At 73.1% G+C, this 16,138-nt stretch carries 16 protein-coding genes, 1 pseudogene and 1 riboswitch; of the genes and pseudogenes, 14 read left to right on the top strand and 3 right to left on the bottom strand.

The window, feature by feature from the left end; translation table 11 throughout:
* On the bottom strand, positions 1-266 hold a 266-nt coding region (locus DQW85_RS45635), incomplete at its 3' end, for a hypothetical protein (protein WP_205314863.1).
* A 301-nt stretch (positions 267-567) separates the two neighbouring features.
* On the opposite strand from DQW85_RS45635, the gene DQW85_RS03885 reads away from it, so the two are divergent.
* The 11 genes and pseudogenes from DQW85_RS03885 (at position 568) to DQW85_RS03840 (ending at position 10,009) form a co-directional block, all read left to right on the top strand.
* Positions 568-1,380 carry an oxygenase MpaB family protein gene (locus DQW85_RS03885; protein ID WP_113699042.1) on the top strand — a complete coding sequence of 271 codons (813 nt, stop codon included), beginning with the start codon at positions 568-570 and terminating at the stop codon, positions 1,378-1,380.
* Positions 1,381-1,479: 99 nt separating this feature from the next.
* Positions 1,480-1,610: riboswitch (FMN riboswitch) on the top strand.
* Positions 1,611-1,712: 102 nt separating this feature from the next.
* Positions 1,713-2,873, top strand: coding sequence for a bifunctional diaminohydroxyphosphoribosylaminopyrimidine deaminase/5-amino-6-(5-phosphoribosylamino)uracil reductase RibD (gene ribD / locus DQW85_RS03880; RefSeq protein WP_240196904.1), 1,161 nt, complete (start codon positions 1,713-1,715; stop codon positions 2,871-2,873).
* The gene (locus DQW85_RS03875) at positions 2,873-3,463 is read left to right on the top strand and encodes a riboflavin synthase (protein WP_113699041.1); all 591 of its coding nucleotides are present in this window, start codon (positions 2,873-2,875) and stop codon (positions 3,461-3,463) included. Before ribD ends, DQW85_RS03875 begins: the two co-directional genes overlap by 1 nt.
* Positions 3,460-4,101 (top strand): annotated as a pseudogene (locus DQW85_RS45630) (nicotinamide mononucleotide transporter family protein); the annotation flags it as partial. The gene DQW85_RS03875 and the pseudogene DQW85_RS45630, both read left to right, overlap by 4 nt.
* Before the next feature lie 9 nt (positions 4,102-4,110).
* A complete protein-coding gene (locus DQW85_RS45625) occupies positions 4,111-5,340 on the top strand; it encodes a bifunctional 3,4-dihydroxy-2-butanone-4-phosphate synthase/GTP cyclohydrolase II (protein ID WP_420819144.1) in 1,230 nt (409 codons plus the stop codon).
* Positions 5,337-5,804, top strand: a complete 468-nt coding sequence (gene ribH, locus DQW85_RS03865) for a 6,7-dimethyl-8-ribityllumazine synthase (RefSeq protein ID WP_113699039.1) — start codon at positions 5,337-5,339, stop codon at positions 5,802-5,804. Before DQW85_RS45625 ends, ribH begins: the two co-directional genes overlap by 4 nt.
* 20 nt (positions 5,805-5,824) lie before the next feature.
* Entirely contained in the window at positions 5,825-6,280 is a 456-nt protein-coding gene (locus tag DQW85_RS03860) for a PH domain-containing protein (protein ID WP_113699038.1), read from the top strand.
* A 92-nt stretch (positions 6,281-6,372) separates the two neighbouring features.
* Complete coding sequence (locus DQW85_RS03855; protein WP_240196903.1) at positions 6,373-7,263, top strand: AAA family ATPase; 891 nt, start codon at positions 6,373-6,375, stop codon at positions 7,261-7,263.
* Complete coding sequence (locus DQW85_RS03850) at positions 7,256-8,329, top strand: vWA domain-containing protein (protein ID WP_113699037.1); 1,074 nt, start codon at positions 7,256-7,258, stop codon at positions 8,327-8,329. The genes DQW85_RS03855 and DQW85_RS03850 overlap by 8 nt, the downstream gene beginning before the upstream one ends.
* Positions 8,322-9,425, top strand: coding sequence for an XdhC family protein (locus DQW85_RS03845; RefSeq protein ID WP_113699036.1), 1,104 nt, complete (start codon positions 8,322-8,324; stop codon positions 9,423-9,425). The genes DQW85_RS03850 and DQW85_RS03845 overlap by 8 nt, the downstream gene beginning before the upstream one ends.
* On the top strand, positions 9,422-10,009 hold the full coding sequence (locus DQW85_RS03840; RefSeq protein ID WP_113699035.1) for a nucleotidyltransferase family protein: 588 nt from the start codon (positions 9,422-9,424) through the stop codon (positions 10,007-10,009). The genes DQW85_RS03845 and DQW85_RS03840 overlap by 4 nt, the downstream gene beginning before the upstream one ends.
* Here the strand turns inward: DQW85_RS03840 and DQW85_RS03835 are convergent.
* Positions 9,995-10,882: an endonuclease/exonuclease/phosphatase family protein gene (locus DQW85_RS03835; RefSeq protein WP_240196902.1), complete on the bottom strand. Its 888-nt coding sequence runs from the start codon at positions 10,880-10,882 to the stop codon at positions 9,995-9,997. The two genes, DQW85_RS03840 and DQW85_RS03835, sit on opposite strands and share 15 nt — an antisense overlap.
* Before the next feature lie 106 nt (positions 10,883-10,988).
* Here DQW85_RS03835 and DQW85_RS03830 point away from each other — a divergent pair, with 106 nt between their 5' ends.
* The 3 genes from DQW85_RS03830 (at position 10,989) to DQW85_RS03820 (ending at position 15,871) form a co-directional block, all read left to right on the top strand.
* On the top strand, positions 10,989-12,029 hold the full coding sequence (locus tag DQW85_RS03830) for an LLM class F420-dependent oxidoreductase (protein ID WP_113699034.1): 1,041 nt from the start codon (positions 10,989-10,991) through the stop codon (positions 12,027-12,029).
* 61 nt (positions 12,030-12,090) lie between these two features.
* Positions 12,091-14,820 carry a helix-turn-helix transcriptional regulator gene (locus tag DQW85_RS03825; protein WP_240196905.1) on the top strand — a complete coding sequence of 910 codons (2,730 nt, stop codon included), beginning with the start codon at positions 12,091-12,093 and terminating at the stop codon, positions 14,818-14,820.
* 85 nt (positions 14,821-14,905) lie between these two features.
* Positions 14,906-15,871: an AraC-like ligand-binding domain-containing protein gene (locus DQW85_RS03820; protein WP_113699032.1), complete on the top strand. Its 966-nt coding sequence runs from the start codon at positions 14,906-14,908 to the stop codon at positions 15,869-15,871.
* Positions 15,872-15,921: 50 nt separating this feature from the next.
* Here the strand turns inward: DQW85_RS03820 and DQW85_RS03815 are convergent.
* A partial coding sequence (locus DQW85_RS03815; RefSeq protein ID WP_240196901.1) for an alpha/beta fold hydrolase occupies positions 15,922-16,138 on the bottom strand: 217 nt, incomplete at its 5' end.

Here is a 16,138-nt window from a genome sequence, read left to right as displayed (position 1 = left end):
CCGGCCCCGATCGCGCCGGCCGCGACGGCGGTCAGCCGGAAGAACGCCCGCCTTCCCGATCGCCGCCTCCCGCCTTCGCTCCGCCCGCCCGGCGCGCCCACCGACCCGCCGTCGCCTGCGACGCTCCCGGACGCGCTCCGGGACCCGCCCCCGGAGGCGCTCCCGGAGGCGCTCCTGGACGTGCTCCCAGAGGCGCTCCCGGACCCGCCCCCGGAGACGTCCCTGTCAGGTGATCCGGACTCCTGCCCATGCTCCTCTGCGGTCACTGATGCCGTCCTTTCCCGCCGAACCGTCGCTGCCTGGCCGTCGTCGCGTGCCGCCTGGGTCTCCGGGCCGTCGTCCGGTCCGCGGCCCGCCGCCCAGGTCGCTCGTAGCCGCGGTCTGCCACCGACGTCGCGCGTTCCCGCGCTCTGCCGCCTACGTCCGTCGAGTCTCGCCGCGTCGGGAGCCCGCCACCTCCTGCCTCCAGGCGCCGGGGGCGGCCCGGAGGAGGAGCCCGCCTCCTCCAGTCGCAGGAGGGGGTGGACCGGGACATGGAACGCGTCCACACCGGGTAATTGACTACTTATGACGACGGACCACGGGCTGTTCGGACCCGAGTCGGTGACGTGGCGGGTCATGGGTGAGCCGATCCTCCTTGTCGGCGGTCTGCGGGCGCTGCTCATGCAGGGTCTGCACCCTCGGGCGATGCGCGGCGTCCTCCAGCACTCCTCGCTCATGGACCCCGCCGAGGCCTGGTCGAGGTTCGTCCGGACGACCGATTTCGTCCGGGTCAGGACGTACGGGACGCGCGCGGAGGTGGAGCGGGCGGGGCGCCGGGTCCGCAGGATCCACGCCCGCCTGACCGCGTACGACCCCGACACGGGCGAGGACTTCCGCCTGGACGACCCGGAGGCGCTCCTCTGGGTTCACGTCGGCGAGGTGGACTCCTACCTGTCGGTCGCGCGCCGGGGCGGGGTCCGGGTCACGGACGAGGAGGCCGACAGGTTCGTCGCGGAGTGGCAGCGGGCCGCCGAGGTCGTCGGGCTCGCCCCGGACGCGGTTCCCGGCAGCGTGGGGGAGATGCGCGACTACATCCAGGCGCAGCGTCCCGGGCTCCGCTTCGTCCCCGAGGCGGCCCACCCCCTGCGCCTGTCGTTCAACGCGCCCCTGCCGCTGATCCTCACGCCGCTCAAGCCCGCCATGCCCGCGCTCACGCTGCTCGCCTTCGCCACGCTGCCGCGCTGGGCCCGGAGGCTGTACGGGCTGCCCGCCACGCCCGTCGGCGACCTGTGGGCGACGGCCACGCTGCGGACGCTCCACACCGGCCTCGGGCTGGTGCCCTCCCAGGTGCGCTACAGCCCCGCGGCCCGCCGGGCCCGCCGCATCATGGCCGCCTGAGCCCCCGCCATCTGTTGACCAAGCGACCGCTTGGTTGCGATAGTGGGGGTCGCTCGCGAGTGCCTTTTCGGGCATGGCAAACTGGTACGCGAACAGAGCTAGCGTGCTCCGGGGTCGGTGAAACTCCGAACCGGCGGTTACAGTCCGCGACCCGGCCGATGCCATCGGCCGGTTGACCCGGTGGAATTCCGGGACCGACGGTCAAAGTCCGGATGGGAGGAAGCGCGCGGGTGTCCGGCGTCGGCCGGGCGCCTCTGTGATGCGCATGCGCGCATCGTCACATCCCCCGGGGCCCGCCACGGCTACGAGCCGACGGCAGGAGGAGGCCCGGGGTGGAGACACCGGCCCAGGACATCGCGCGCCCCGCGCGTGACGTGGACGCGGCGCACATGGCGCGGGCCGTCGAGCTGGCCGCGCGCGGGCACGGCACCACCAGCCCCAACCCCGTCGTCGGCTGCGTCGTCCTCGACGCCGCCGGTGACGTCGCAGGCGAGGGCTTCCACGCCTACGCCGGAGGGCCGCACGCCGAGGTCGTCGCGCTGCGGCAGGCGGGTGAGCGGGCGCGCGGCGGCACGGCGTACGTGACGCTGGAGCCCTGCGACCACACCGGGCGCACCGGGCCCTGCAGCGAGGCGCTGCTCGCCGCGGGCGTCGCCCGTGTGGTGATCGCCGTCACCGACCCCACCCCGAAGGCCGCCGGAGGGGCCGGGCGGCTACGGGCGCACGGGGTGGCCGTGGAGACGGGGGTTCTCGCCCGGGAGGCCGAGCGGGTCAACGCCGAGTGGCTGACGTTCGCCCGGCTCGGCAGGCCGCACGTGACGTGGAAGTTCGCCGCCACCCTGGACGGCCGGTCGGCCGCCGCCGACGGCACCAGCCAGTGGATCACCTCGCCCGAGGCCAGGGCCGACGTCCACCGGCTGCGGGCCCGCGCCGACGCCGTCGTGGCGGGCATCGGCACCGTGCTGGCCGACGATCCCCGCCTCACCGCCCGCCCCCAGCCTGCCGCCTCCGGTGAGGAGAATCCCGGGGGAGTGGCAGGGGTACGGTCCGTGCTCCGGGTGGTCGTCGATCCCGACGCGAGGACGCCGCCCGCCGCCAGGGTGCTGGACGGCGAGGCGCCGACCCTCATCGCCACGGCCGACGACACCGCCACCGACCTCCAGGCCGAGCTGCTGCGTGTCCCCCGCCACCCGGACGGCGGCCTCGACCTGCCCCGGCTGCTGGGCGAGCTGGCCCGGCGCGGCGTGGTCAGCGTGTTCCTCGAAGGCGGCCCCACCCTGGCGGGCGCCTTCCTCAAGCACGGCCTGGTCGACCGCGTCGTGGCCTACGTCGCCCCGGCGCTGCTCGGGTCCGGCGCCGCGGCGCTCGGCGACGCCGGGGTGGCGACCATCGCCGCCGTGCACCGGCTGGCCTTCGACGACGTCTCCCCGGTCGGCCCGGACCTGCGGCTGACCGCCCGCCCCCTGCCGCTCCACCCCAGCGAGGAAGTGTGATGTTCACCGGAATCATCGAGGAAAAAGGGCACGTCACGGCCATCGTGCCGGTCGGCGACTCCGCGCGGCTGTCCGTGCGCGGCCCCGTCGTCACCTCCGACGCCGCCCACGGCGACTCCATCGCCGTCAACGGCGTCTGCCTGACCGTCGTGGAGGTCGAGGGCGACGTGTTCACGGTGGACGTGATCAGGGAGTCGCTCGACCGCAGCTCCCTCGGCGCTCTGGAGGAGGGCTCGGCCGTCAACCTGGAGCGGGCCGTCCGCGCGGACCAGCGGCTCGGCGGCCACATCGTCCAGGGCCACGTGGACGGCACAGCCGTGCTGCTGTCCCGCGAGTCCGGCGCGAACTGGGACGACCTGCGCTTCTCCCTGCCCGGGCCGCTCAGCCGGTACGTGGCGGAGAAGGGCTCGATCGCCATCGACGGAATCAGCCTGACGGTCACCACGGTTGACGAAGACGGCTTCGGCGTGAGCCTCATCCCCACCACGCTGAAGCTGACCACGATGGGCGAGCGCCGGCCGGGCGACGTCGTCAACATCGAGGTCGACGTGATCGCGAAGTATGTCGAAAGGCTGGTGGTCAGACAGTGAACTGGGCCAACGCCGGATTCAACGTGTTCGGCACCCACGTGCTCTGGACGGACCTGATCGGCAACGTCGCCGCGCTGACCACCGTCCTGCTGGCGATGCGCAAGTCGATCTGGACCTGGCCGGTGCAGTTCACCGGCGCGGTCCTGCTGTTCATCGCCTCCGTCACCGCCGGCCTCACCGGCAACGCGCTCAAGCAGGCCATGTTCGCCGGGCTGGCGATCTACGGCTGGTGGGCCTGGCGGCGCGGCACCCAGGACGGCGGCTCCCTCCCCGTCCGCCCCGCGCGACGGTGGGAGCGGGCCGGACTGATCGGCGTCATGCTGGCGGGCACCGCCCTGGTGGGGCTGCTGTTCTACGTCACCGGCCTGTCGTGGGGCGCGCACGTGCCACTGCCGAAGGGCGCCTTCCTGGTGGCCGCCGACGCCTACATCTTCGTCGGCAGCGCGGTCGCCACCTGGGCTCAGGGCAGGGCGCTGGTCGACTTCTGGATCGTGTGGGTGGCCGTCGACCTGGTGGGCGTGCCGCTGGCGTTCAGCTCGGGCCTCGTCGTGTCCGGCACCGTGTACGGGGTGTTCTTCGTGCTCGTGCTGATCGGGTTCGCGAAGTGGCTCAAGGAATACAGGTCCCGGCAGGCGGCGCCGGGCACGGTGGCGGTGGCGTTGACGGAGATCAGGTTCGACCAGGTCGAGCGCGCCATCGCCGACATCCGCGCGGGCAGGGCCGTCGTGGTGGTGGACGACGAGAACCGCGAGAACGAGGGCGACATCATCTTCGCCGCGTCCCGGGCCACTCCCGAGCTGCTGACGTTCACGATCAGGCACACCAGCGGCGTCATCTGCGTCCCGATGGAGGGCAAGGAGCTCGACCGGCTCGGCCTGCCGCTCATGGTGTTCCAGAACAAGGAGCGCATGCGCACCGCGTACACGATCAGCGTGGACGCCCGCGACGGCGTGACCACCGGCATCTCCGCCGCCGACCGCGCCAGGACGATCCGCGCGCTCGCCGACTCCGCGACCGAGCCGTACGAGCTCGTCCGGCCGGGCCACATCTTCCCGCTGCGCTACCACGAGGGCGGCGTGCTGGCCCGGCGCGGCCACACCGAGGCCGCGGTCGACCTGGCCCGTCTCGCCGGCCTGTCACCGGCCGGCGTGCTGGCGGAGGTCGTCAACGACGACGGCACCATGGCCAGGCTGCCGGAGCTGCGCGCCTTCGCCGACCAGCACGACCTCGCGCTGATCTCCATCGAGCAGCTCGTCGACCACCGGCGCAGGACCGAGAGCATGGTCACGCGGGTCGCCGCGACCAACGTGCCCACGGCGTACGGGATGTGGCGGGCGTACGGCTACGCCAGCGGGCTCGACGGCGGCGAGCACGTCGCGCTCGTCTACGGCGACCTGACCGGCGGCGAGAACGTGCTCGTCCGCGCCCACTCCGAGTGCCTGACCGGCGACGTGTTCGGCTCGCTGCGCTGCGACTGCGGCGCCCAGCTCGACCACGCGATGGCCACCATCGCCGCGGAGGGCCGCGGCGTGGTCGTCTACCTGCGCGGCCACGAGGGCCGGGGCATCGGCCTGCTGGCCAAGCTGAAGGCCTACAGCCTGCAGGACAACGGCAGCGACACCGTCGAGGCCAACCTGGAGCTCGGGCTGCCGGTCGACGCGCGCGAGTTCTCCAACGCCGGGCAGATCCTGGCCGACCTCGGCGTCAAGTCGGTGCGGCTGCTCACCAACAACCCGGCCAAGCTCAAGGGCATGGACGGCTACGGCATCAAGGTGCTCGGCCGGGAGCCGATGCCCGTGGCGATGAACCCCCACAACGAGCGTTACCTCAAGGCCAAGCGCGACCGCCTCGGCCACGACATCTCGGAGGCTTCATGAGCGGGGAAGGACGTCCCGCGCCGGCGGCACCGGACGCGGAGGGCCTGACGGTCGGCGTCGTGGCCGCGAGCTGGCACGCCAAGATCACCGACCAGTTGCTGGCACGGGCGCTGCAGGCGTGCGACGACAGTGGCGCCACGGCGACGGTGGTGCGGGTGGCGGGGTCGCTGGAGATCCCGGTGGTCGCCCAGGCGCTGGCCCGCCGCTGCGACGCGGTGGTGGCGCTGGGCGCGGTGATCCGCGGTGAGACGGCGCACTTCGACTACGTCTGCGACTCGGTGACGTCCGGGCTCACCCGCGTCTCGCTCGACGAGTCGACCCCGGTCGGCAACGGCGTGCTCACCTGCGAGACCCTCGACCAGGCGGTCGACCGCTCGGGCGTGCCGGGCAGCAAGGAGGACAAGGGCTACGAGTCGACGGTGGCCGCCCTGGAGACCGCCCTCCTCCTGAGGGACCTCGACTGACCTGAGATAGGTTTCCGATCATGCCTGAGCCCGTGCCCGCACCGCCGCTGCCCGTCACCTGGCGTCCGCGCCGGGGCAGGATCGTCGCGTACGGCTTCGCCGTGCTCATCGTGCTCGGGTCCGTCGTGATGGCGATCTTCATCGCGGAGCCGTTCAAGCTGCCCGACCGGATCGCCATCGTGCTCTTCGGCTGCCTCGTCGCGTTCGTCCTGCACCTGCTCGGGCGGGTGCGGGTCGAGGCGGACGAGGAGGGCATCACGATCGTCAACGCCGTCCGCACCCACCGCTACACCTGGCCGGAGGTCCTCGACATCACGCTCCTGGTCGGCGACCCCTGGCCCCGGCTCGACTTCTCCGACGGCCGCACCATCGGCGCGATGGGCATCCAGGGCTCCGAGAAGGCCCTGGCCCGCCGCGCCACGGCCGAGCTCGCGGCCCTGATCCACGAACGCGGCGAGGCCGGCGAGGACCGCTGACCCCGCCGGACGTCCCAGGTTCCGCCCGTCGAATGCCGTGCCGGATGCCGTGCCGAATATCGTCCGGTGCCGCGGGCGCGTAGCCTGAAAGCGTGCTGCGGCGGACAATCAGGACGATCGACATCGAGTCGCCGGGGAAGCTGGTCGAGCTGCTGGACCGGCACGCCTATCTGGCGGGCGAGGGGCTGGCCACGGCCGCGTTCCTGGCGCTGCGGATGGGGCGCCCGCTGTTCCTCGAAGGGGAGGCGGGCGTCGGCAAGACCGAGCTGGCCAAGACGCTGGCCGAGCTGCTGGAGGCGCCGCTGATCCGGCTGCAGTGCTACGAGGGGCTCGACGCCGCGCAGGCACTCTACGACTGGGACTTCGCCCGGCAGCTCCTCCACCTGAAGGCGGCCGAGGCGGCCGGCGTCACCGACGTGAGCAGGCTCGAAGGGGAGATCTACGACCGGCGCTTCCTCATCGCGCGGCCGCTGCTGAAGGCGCTGGAGACCCAGCCGAGCGTGCTGCTCGTGGACGAGATCGACCGGGCCGACGACGAGTTCGAGGCGTTCCTGCTGGAGGTGCTCTCCGACTTCACGATCTCCATCCCGGAGCTGGGCACCGTCAGGGCCGAGACGCCGCCCGTGGTCGTGGTGACCTCCAACCGGACGCGGGAGGTCCACGACGCGCTCAAGCGGCGCTGCCTCTACCACTGGCTGGAGCACCCCAGCTTCGACCGGGAGGTGGCCATCCTCATGCGCCGCCTGCCCGACTGCACCGAGACGCTGGCCGTACAGGTGGCCAGGGCGGCCGAGCGGCTGCGGCAGGCCGACCTGGTCAAGCCGCCCGGCGTGGCCGAGACGCTCGACTGGACCGAGGCGCTGCTCACGCTCGGCGCCGCGGAGCTCGACCCCGACCGGGCCGCCGCCACGCTGGGCGCCGCGCTCAAGTACCGGGAGGACGTCGAGAACGTCCTGGCCAAGGGGCTGCTCCGCGATGGATGAGCTGGCCGCCACCGTCACCGGCTTCGCCAGGACGCTGCGGGCCGCGGGCGTCGGCGCCGACCACGAGCGCACCCAGAACCTGCTCAGGGCCCTCGACCACCTCGACGTCACCGACCCGCGCGAGGTCTACTGGGCCGGCCGGCTCACCCTCTGCGCCACACCCGACGACCTCCCCAGGTACGACCGGTGCTTCGCGGCGTACTTCGGCGGCCGGAGAGCGGCCGCCGGCGGGCGCTCCGGCGCGACGGCCGTGACCCGGCACACCGCCACGCCGGGCGAGGAGGAGCCGGGCGAGGAGGGGGACACCGTGCCCGCCGCCGCCAGCCGCGCCGAGCTGCTCAGGCACCGCGACGTGGCCAGGCTCACCGAGGCCGAGCGGGAGGAGGTGCACCGGATGCTGTCGATGCTGAGGTGCGGGCGCGCGCAGCGGCGCTCGCGGCGCTTCGTCCCGGCCACCAAGAGCAGGCTGGATCAGCGGCGCACCATCCGCGAGGCGCTCAGGAAGGGCGAGGTGGCGAGGCTCCGGCACAAGGCGCACACCACCAGGCCGCGCCGGGTCGTGCTGTTCGTGGACGTCTCCGGGTCGATGGCGCCGTACGCCGAGACGCTGCTGAGGTTCGCGCACGCCCTGGTCAGGAGCGAGCCGAGGGCCACCCGCGTCTACTCGATCGGCACCCGGCTCACCTCCGTCACCGCCGAGCTGCGCCACCGCGACCCCGGCACCGCGCTGAACGAGGTGTCCAGGGCCATCCCCGACTGGAGTGGGGGCACCAGGCTGGGCGAGGAGCTCAGGGAGTACCTCACCGGGCAGAGCGCGCGCGGGGCCATCGTGGTGATCGCCTCGGACGGATGGGAGCGGGGCGACCCCCACCTGCTGGGGACTCAGGTGGCCAGGCTGGCGCGGCAGGCGTACCGGATGATCTGGGTCAACCCGCACAAGGGGTACGAGGACTACCAGCCGCTGACCGGCGGCATGCGGGCCGCCCTGCCGTACCTCGACGAACTCGTGGCCGGGCACAGCCTGGCCGCCTACCAGGAACTCAGCGAGAGGCTCGCCCATGCGTGACGTGCTGCCGGAGATCACGCGGTGGTGGACCGCGGGCCTCAGATTCGGGCTGGCGACGGTGGTGAGCACGTTCAGCAGCGCGCCCCGGCCGCCGGGGGCGGCCATGGCGGTGCGCGGCGACGAGGTGGTCGGCAGCGTGTCGGGCGGGTGCGTCGAGGGCGCGGTGTTCGAGCTGGCCGCCGAGATCGACGGGCCCGTCCTGCAGAGGTACGGCGTGACGGACGACGACGCGTTCGCCGTCGGCCTGACCTGCGGCGGCATCATCGACATCCTTGTTGAGCCGGTCTCCGCGGAGACCTTCCCCGAGCTCGGCGACATCGCCCGTTCCGTGGACGAGCACGAGCCCGTCGCCGTCGCCACCATCGTCTCCGGGCCCGGCCCGCTCGGCGCCCGCCGGGTGATCTGGCCCGGCCGCTCCTCCGGCACGCTCGGCCTGGACCGGCTCGACGAGGCCGTGGACGACGACGCCCGCGGCATGCTGGCGCAGGGCGTGACCGGGATCAGGCGTTACGGCCCGGAGGGGGAGCGGCGGCTGGACGACCTGGCGGTGTTCGTCCACTCGTTCGCGCCGCCGCCGCGCATGCTGGTGTTCGGCGCGATCGACTTCGCCGCCGCGGTGGCGCGGCTGGGCAAGTTCCTCGGCTACCACGTGACCGTCTGCGACGCCCGGCCCGTATTCGCCACCCCCAAGCGCTTCCCGGAGGCCGACGAGGTCGTGGTCAAGTGGCCGCACGACTACCTGGCGTCGGTGCGGGTGGACGAGCGCACGGTGATCTGCGTGCTGACCCACGACCCCAAGTTCGACGTGCCGCTGCTGGAGGTGGCGCTGCGCACCGGCGCCGGCTACGTGGGCGCGATGGGCTCGCGCCGCACCCACGACGACCGGCTGGCCCGGCTGCGCGAGGCCGGCCTGTCGCCGGACGAGCTGGCCCGGCTGCGCTCGCCCATCGGCCTCGACCTGGGCGCCCGTACCCCCGAGGAGACCGCGGTGTCGATCGCCGCCGAGCTGATCCAGCTGCGCTGGGGCGGCTCGGGAAGGCCGCTGTCGCGGACCAGCGGCCGCATCCACCACGAGGGGGTGGAAGAGGGGACATGAGAGGATCACGCGTGGCGGGGCTGCTGCTCGCCGCCGGTCAGGGCGCCCGGCTCGGCACGCCCAAGGCGCTGGTCGAGTACGAGGGCGAGCGGCTGGTCGACCGCGGGGTGAGGCTGCTGGAGGAGGGCGGCTGCCATCCGGTGGTGGTCGTGCTGGGCGCGGTGACCGTGCAGGTGCGCGGGGCCGTGATCGTGCGCAACCCCGGCTGGGCGTCCGGCATGGGCTCCTCGCTGCGGGTCGGACTGGCCGCGCTGCCGGAGGAGGCGGAGGCGGTGGTGGTCGCGCTGGTGGACCAGCCGCTCGTCCGGCCCGAGGCGGTGCGCGCGCTGATCTCCAGCGGCGCGCGGCTGGCCGTCGCCACGTACGCCGGGCGGCGCCGCAACCCCGTCCTGCTCTCGCGGGGCGACTTCGCCGAGGTGGCCGAGCTGGCGGTGGGCGACGTGGGCGCCAGGGCGTTCATGAGGGCGCACCCCGAGCTGGTCGCCGAGGTGCCGTGCGACGGGCTCGGCGACCCCGCCGACATCGACACCCCCGAGGACCTGGCCCTGCTCGACACCGCTGGCCGGGGCCTACAGCCGGAATGACGCGACAGCGGCGCGGTGGTCGCTGCCCGTCGCCGGGGCCACGCGCGCCTCGGTCGCCCTCATCCCCTTGAACAGGATGTGGTCGGGGCGGGTGATCGGGAACGAGGCCGGCCAGGTGAAGCCGAACCCGTCGCCCGCCTCCCGCTGCGCGTCGGCCAGCGGCGGTATCAGGCCGTCCATGCCGCGATCGGTCGTGGCGGTGTTGAGGTCACCGAGAAGGAGGATCCGCCGGCTCCGGTCGGCGACCACGAACCGGCGCGCGTGGGCCAGCGAGTCGTCGCGCGAGGCCGTGTGGCCGGGCCGGGCCGAGGCCAGGTGCATCACGTACACCGTGACGTCGCCCGCCGGCGTGGACACCACCGCCCGCAGCGCGCGCGGCCAGCCCAGGCCGACGTCGAGCGGCTCGGTGTCGCTGATCGGATAGCGGCTCCACAGGCCGACGGTGCTGACCGTGTAGCGGTGCTTGAACATCTTGTTGAGCTGCCTGGCCGCCGGACCGCCGGGGGTGAGCTCCTGCGCCGCCAGCAGGTCGAGCTCCTCGGCGACCACGCGCACCGCCTCACCCGAGGCGCTGTTGCGCACGCCGACGTTCACCGTGCCCGCCGACAGGTCGCCGCCGCCACCGGGCGGCTTCCGCAGCAGCGTCGAGCCGAACATGGCCGCCCACACCAGCCCCGGCACCGCCGCCGCCGCGGCGGCCACGCGGGACCGGGCCACCGCCGCCACCAGCAGCAGGAACGGCACCGCCAGCCCGAGCCAGGGCAGCAGGCTCTCCATCACGGCCGTGAAACCGCCGAACGCCGGGATCAGCCGGTGCCCGGCCAGGACCGCGGTCACCACCACGGACATGACGATCACCAGGCCCCTCAGCACCCGAACAGGCTAGCCGGTCGCTGGCCGGCGCGCCGACACGCTAACCTGTTGCACGTCCATAGAACGGAACATCATTCTGTTGTCTTCGCGGTCTCGGGAGCCCGGCATGCGCATCGGTATGGCACTCAACTACTCGGGTGGCTTCAAGGAGACGGTCGCCGAACTGGGCGACTACGAGAAGGCCGGCCTCGACATCGTCTTCGTGGCCGAGGCCTACAGCTTCGACGCGGTCAGCCAGATGGGCTACATCGCGGCCAGGACCGAGCGGCTCGAGATCGCCTCCGGCATCCTGCCGATCTACTCGCGCACCCCGGCTCTGCTCGCCATGACCGCCGCGGGCATGGACTACGTCTCCGACGGGCGCTTCACGCTGGGCCTCGGCGCCTCGGGCCCGCAGGTGATCGAGGGCTTCCACGGCGTGCCGTACACCGCTCCGCTGGGCCGCACGCGGGAGGTCATCGAGATCTGCCGCCAGGTGTGGCGGCGCGAGCGGTTGCAGTACGAGGGCAGGCACTACACGATGCCGCTGCCCCCGGGCCAGGGCACCGGGCTCGGCAAGCCGCTCAAGATCATCAACCACCCGGTACGGCCCCGCATCCCGATCGTCGTCGCCGCCATCGGGCCGAAGAACGTCGAGCTGGCCGCCGAGCTGGCCGAGGGCTGGGAGCCGATCTTCTACCTGCCGGAGAAGGCGGCCGACGTGTGGGGCGCCTCCCTGGCCGCCGGCAAGGCCAGGCGGGCACCCGAGCTGGGCGGGCTCGACGTGATCGCGCAGGCGTCGCTGGCCGTCGGCGACGACGTGGCGGGCCTGCTGGAGTTCGGGCGGCCGATGGCGGCGCTCTACATCGGTGGCATGGGCGCCAAGGGCAAGAACTTCTACAACGACCTCGCCCGGCGCTACGGCTACGAGAAGGAGGCCGAGCAGATCCAGGACCTCTACCTCGAGGGCAAGAAGGACGAGGCCGCGGCGCTGGTGCCGAACGAGCTGCTGGAGAAGATGTCGCTCATCGGCAGCGAGGGCTTCGTGCGCGACCGGGTCCAGGCCATGAAGGAGTCGGGCGTGACCACGCTGAACGTTTCACCGCTCGGCAGGACCCACGAGGAGCGGGTCAGGCTCATCGAGCTGATCAAGGACATCGCCTCCTGACCCGCGCGGCCCCTGGCCTCGACGGTGACCAGGGGCATCCTGGATTATGACTGTCGTGACGATGACGCGACTGTTCGGCCGGAACTCGCAGGTGGAGCACCTGCGAGGGCTGATCGAGCACGTCGGTCGGAGCGGCGCCGCCCTGATCGTGCGCGGCGAGGCGGGGGTCGGCAAATCGGCGCTGCTGGCGGAGGCGTCGGCGGTGGCCGCGGCCCGCGGCATGCGGATCCTGGGCGCCTGCGGCGTCGAGTCGGAGACCCATCTGCCCTTCGCCGCGCTGCAGAGCCTGCTGCACCCCGTGCGCTCGCTCCTCGACCGCCTGCCCGGCCCGCAGCGGCAGGCCCTCCGGGTGGCCTTCGGCATGAACGACGCGGCGGCGCCCGACCTGTTCCTGATCGCTCTGGCGTCGCTCAACCTGCTGGCCGAGGTCGCCGCCACGACGCCCGTCCTGATCGTCGTCGAGGACGGCCACTGGATCGACCGGTCCAGCGCCGACGTGCTCGCCTTCGTCGCGCGGCGACTGGACGCCGAACCGGTGGTCCTGCTGGCCGCCGTTCGAGAGGAGAGTCCGTCCCGGCTGGACGACGTGGGGTTGCCGGAAATCGCCCTCGAGCCGCTGGCCGACGACGCGGCGGCGGCCCTGCTCGCCGCGCACGCGCCCGACCTGACCCAGGAGGCGCGGCAACGGCTGCTCAAGGCGGCGTCGGGCAACCCCTTGGCCCTGATCGAGCTGGCCACCCTCGCACCCGAGCACAGCCGGAACCTTGACCACCTGCCGCTGACGGCACGGCTGCAGCAGGCGTTCGCCTCCCGGCTGCCCGATCTGCCGGCTAGCACCCGCGCCTTGCTGCTGATCGCCGCGCTCAACGACAGCGACGTGCTCGCGGAGTCGTCCGCCGCCGCCGAGCTGATCGCCGGCGAATCCGTGGGAGCGGACACGCTGGCCCCGGCGATCACCGCACGGCTGCTCAAGGCGGACGGGCCCGTCGCGCACTTCCGGCACCCGCTCATGCGCTCGGCCGTCTACCAAGCCGCGACCACGGCGGACCGCCGGCGGGCCCATGCCGCGCTGGCCCAGGTGCTGGGCGAGGGCGATGACAGGGCGGTCTGGCACCGCGCGGCCGCCGCCCAGAGGCCCGACGAAGCCCTGGCCGTACAGCTGGAATCGATGGCGGCACGGGCGCGACGCCGCGGCGACGTCGTGGCGGCGGCCGCCGCGCTGGAACGTGGCGCGGAGCTGAGCCAGAACCAGGAGCGCAGAGCCGACCGGCTGCTGCGGGCCGCGACGCTCGCCGTCGAACTCGGCCGCCAGGACACCGTCGCCCGGCTGCTGGCCCGGACGGAGCCGCTGGCCCTCTCACCCCAGCAGAGAGCGCGCGCGGTGTGGATCCGGGGCAGCTTCGACGACGGCATGCACGGGGCCCGCGTCAGCGCGCCCGTCCTCGCCTCGCTCGCCGAGCAGGTCGCCGCGGACGGTGACGTCGATCTGGCCGTGCGGATCCTCTGGAGCGGCGCGCTGCGCTGCTTCTGGTCCGAACCCGGGAGCCAGGCGCGGCAGCGGGTCGTCGATGTCGCCGAGTCGCTGCCCCTCGACGCGTCCGACCCTCGCCTGCTGGCCATCCTCGCCTACGCGGCCCCCATCGAGCGCGGCGGCGTCGTCATCGACGGCCTGCGCCGGCTGGACGCCGCGGCGGGTGCCGACCCGGAGGCGACCCGGCTCCTGGGCAGCGCCTCGGTGCTGGTGGGCACGTTCGACGTGGGCCGGCGGCTCTCGGCCGCTTCCCTGGACGGCCTGCGCGCCGAGGGCAGGCTGCAGCTGGTCACCCGCGCCCTGGCCGCACAGGCGTGGAGCGCCGCCCAGCTCGGATACCTGCAGGTGGCCGGTTCCGCCGCGGCGGAGGCCGCCGAGCTCGCCACGGAGACCTCCCAGCCCTATCTCTACGGCATGGCGCGGGCGATCGAAGCCCAGGTGGCGGGCCTGCGAGGGGAGGACGAACGCGCGTACTCGCTGGCGGGCGAGGCCGAACGCGTGAGCCTGCCGGTCGGCGCCCGGCCGGTCCTGGCGACGGTCCAGATCGCCCGCGGGCTCGCCGCGCTCTGCGCGGGACGGTACGCCGAAGCCTACGACCACCTGCGCCGGGTACACGATCCCGCCGATCCGGCGTACCAGCTCGCGCTGCGCTGCCACACGCTGGCCGATCTCGCCGAGGCCGCCGCACACAGCGGTCAGGGGGCCGCCATGCGTGACGTCCTCGCCGAGATGGAGGAGGCGGCGCTGATCACTCCGTCGCCCTCGCTGCACGCCGGGCTGCGGCACGCGCGGGCCGTGCTCGCGGAGAGCGGCGAGGCGGAGGCGCTGCACCAGGCCTCGCTGGCCGCCGACCTGTCCTGGTACCCGCTGGCCCGAGCCCGCGCCCAGCTGGCCCATGGCCGCTGGCTGCGCAGAAACCACCGCGTGGCGGACTCCAGGCAACCTCTGCGCATCGCCAGGGACGCCTTCGACGCCCTGGGCGTGCTGCCATGGAGCGAGCGGGCGCGTCAGGAACTGCGCGCGGCGGGCGAGAGCAGCCGGCCGCGCGTCGAGGAGGTCTCGGACCGGCTGACGCCCCAGGAGCTGCAGATCGCTCAGCTCGTCGCCGAGGGCCTGACCAACAAGGAGATCAGCCAGCGCCTGTACGTGTCGCACCGGACGATCGGCGCACATCTCTACCGGATCTTCCCCAAGCTCGGGATCACCTCCCGTTCGGAGCTGGGCGGCGTGCTGTCGCGGCGCCGACCGGGGCCGGCGTAGTCACATGACTGACGCCGGACCCGTTCCGGCCGTCGTACGTTCGTCGGGCAGCCGCGCCATTCGAACGTACATCTCAGGAAGACAGATGAGCCTGCTCCTCGACACCGCTTCCGTCTCGGTGTCCGACAAAGTCACCTACTGGAACGACGCCGTCGCCCGCGCCCTCGTCCCGATGAGGGTCACTCCCCGAGACGCCGGATCGTTCTCTGGCACCATCTCCACGGACCGGTGCGGCTACCTGCAGGTCTCCACCATCGAAGCCGAGCCGGAAACGGTCAGGCGCACCCCCGAACTCATCACCCGCACCACACCGGAGCTCATCGCCGTCGGCGTCCAGGCCGCCGGTCGCGCCACCCTCACCCAGGACGCCCGCACCGCCGAGATGACACCTGGTGACCTGGTGCTCTATGACACCACCCGGCCATACATCCTCGACCACCCCGAACGCGCCCGCATCCACATCCTGCAACTGCCCCGCCGAATCCTGGCCGTCCCTGATCAGGACCTGCGACAGCTCGTCGCCACCGCCATCCGCCCCCACGACGGCCTCGCCGCGATGGTCTCGCCCTTCCTGTGCCGCCTCGCCACCTCGGCCGGCGGCTACCCGGCGAAAGTCGGTGAACGACTGGGAGGTCACGTGCGCGATCTCCTGGCCACTCTGATCACCGACCGGACCGCGCCGCCGGCCGACGACGGGATCGACCGCGCGGCCGACGCCTTCGTCCGGCGGATCCGGCTCTACGTCAACCAGCACCTCGCCGACCCCGGCCTGTCGCCTGAGAGGATCGCCGCGGCGCACCGCATTTCCGTGCGCTACCTCTACAAGTTGTGGGCCGGCGAGGACACCACACTCAGCCGCTGGATCCAGCAACGCCGCCTGGAAGAGTGCGGCCGCGAGCTGAGCCACCGCGGCGGGGTCACCCAGACCATCTCCGCCGTCGCTCAACGCTGGGGCTTCGTCAACGCCGCCCACTTCAGCGGTGCCTTCCGTGCCGTCTATGGCATGTCCCCCAGCGACTGGAGGAACAAGGAAAGGCACATGAGCACGTGACCGCCGGTCACGCGACGGCTAGGAAAGGCACATGAGCACGTGACCGCCGGTCACGCGACGGCTTTGACGGCGTTGAGGATGACGTCGGCGACGGCGGCGGGCTGGGAGGCGGGCAGGGCGTGCGAGGCGCCCGCGATCTCCACCCGCTCGCGGGCGCCGGCCCGCTCGGCCATGAACCGGTGGGCGGCCGGCGGGATGTTGAAGTCCAGCTCGGGATAGACGAACCAGGACGGCAGGTGCCGCCAGGCCGGTGCGCCGGCCTTGTCG

The organism is Nonomuraea lactucae, from assembly GCF_003313395.1.
GTDB classification, from domain to species: domain Bacteria; phylum Actinomycetota; class Actinomycetes; order Streptosporangiales; family Streptosporangiaceae; genus Nonomuraea; species Nonomuraea lactucae.
This window is presented reverse-complemented; position numbering and strand designations above follow the sequence as displayed.

What these genes read in the sequence shown, in the direction of transcription:
- DQW85_RS03885 (WP_113699042.1), top strand. Translation starts at nt 568, where the DNA reads ATGACGACGGACCACGGGCTGTTCGGACCCGAGTCGGTGACGTGGCGG.
- DQW85_RS03875 (WP_113699041.1), top strand. Translation starts at nt 2,873, where the DNA reads ATGTTCACCGGAATCATCGAGGAAAAAGGGCACGTCACGGCCATCGTG.
- ribH (WP_113699039.1), top strand. Translation starts at nt 5,337, where the DNA reads ATGAGCGGGGAAGGACGTCCCGCGCCGGCGGCACCGGACGCGGAGGGC.
- DQW85_RS03860 (WP_113699038.1), top strand. Translation starts at nt 5,825, where the DNA reads ATGCCTGAGCCCGTGCCCGCACCGCCGCTGCCCGTCACCTGGCGTCCG.
- DQW85_RS03850 (WP_113699037.1), top strand. Translation starts at nt 7,256, where the DNA reads ATGGATGAGCTGGCCGCCACCGTCACCGGCTTCGCCAGGACGCTGCGG.
- DQW85_RS03845 (WP_113699036.1), top strand. Translation starts at nt 8,322, where the DNA reads ATGCGTGACGTGCTGCCGGAGATCACGCGGTGGTGGACCGCGGGCCTC.
- DQW85_RS03840 (WP_113699035.1), top strand. Translation starts at nt 9,422, where the DNA reads ATGAGAGGATCACGCGTGGCGGGGCTGCTGCTCGCCGCCGGTCAGGGC.
- DQW85_RS03830 (WP_113699034.1), top strand. Translation starts at nt 10,989, where the DNA reads ATGCGCATCGGTATGGCACTCAACTACTCGGGTGGCTTCAAGGAGACG.
- DQW85_RS03825 (WP_240196905.1), top strand. Translation starts at nt 12,091, where the DNA reads ATGACGCGACTGTTCGGCCGGAACTCGCAGGTGGAGCACCTGCGAGGG.
- DQW85_RS03820 (WP_113699032.1), top strand. Translation starts at nt 14,906, where the DNA reads ATGAGCCTGCTCCTCGACACCGCTTCCGTCTCGGTGTCCGACAAAGTC.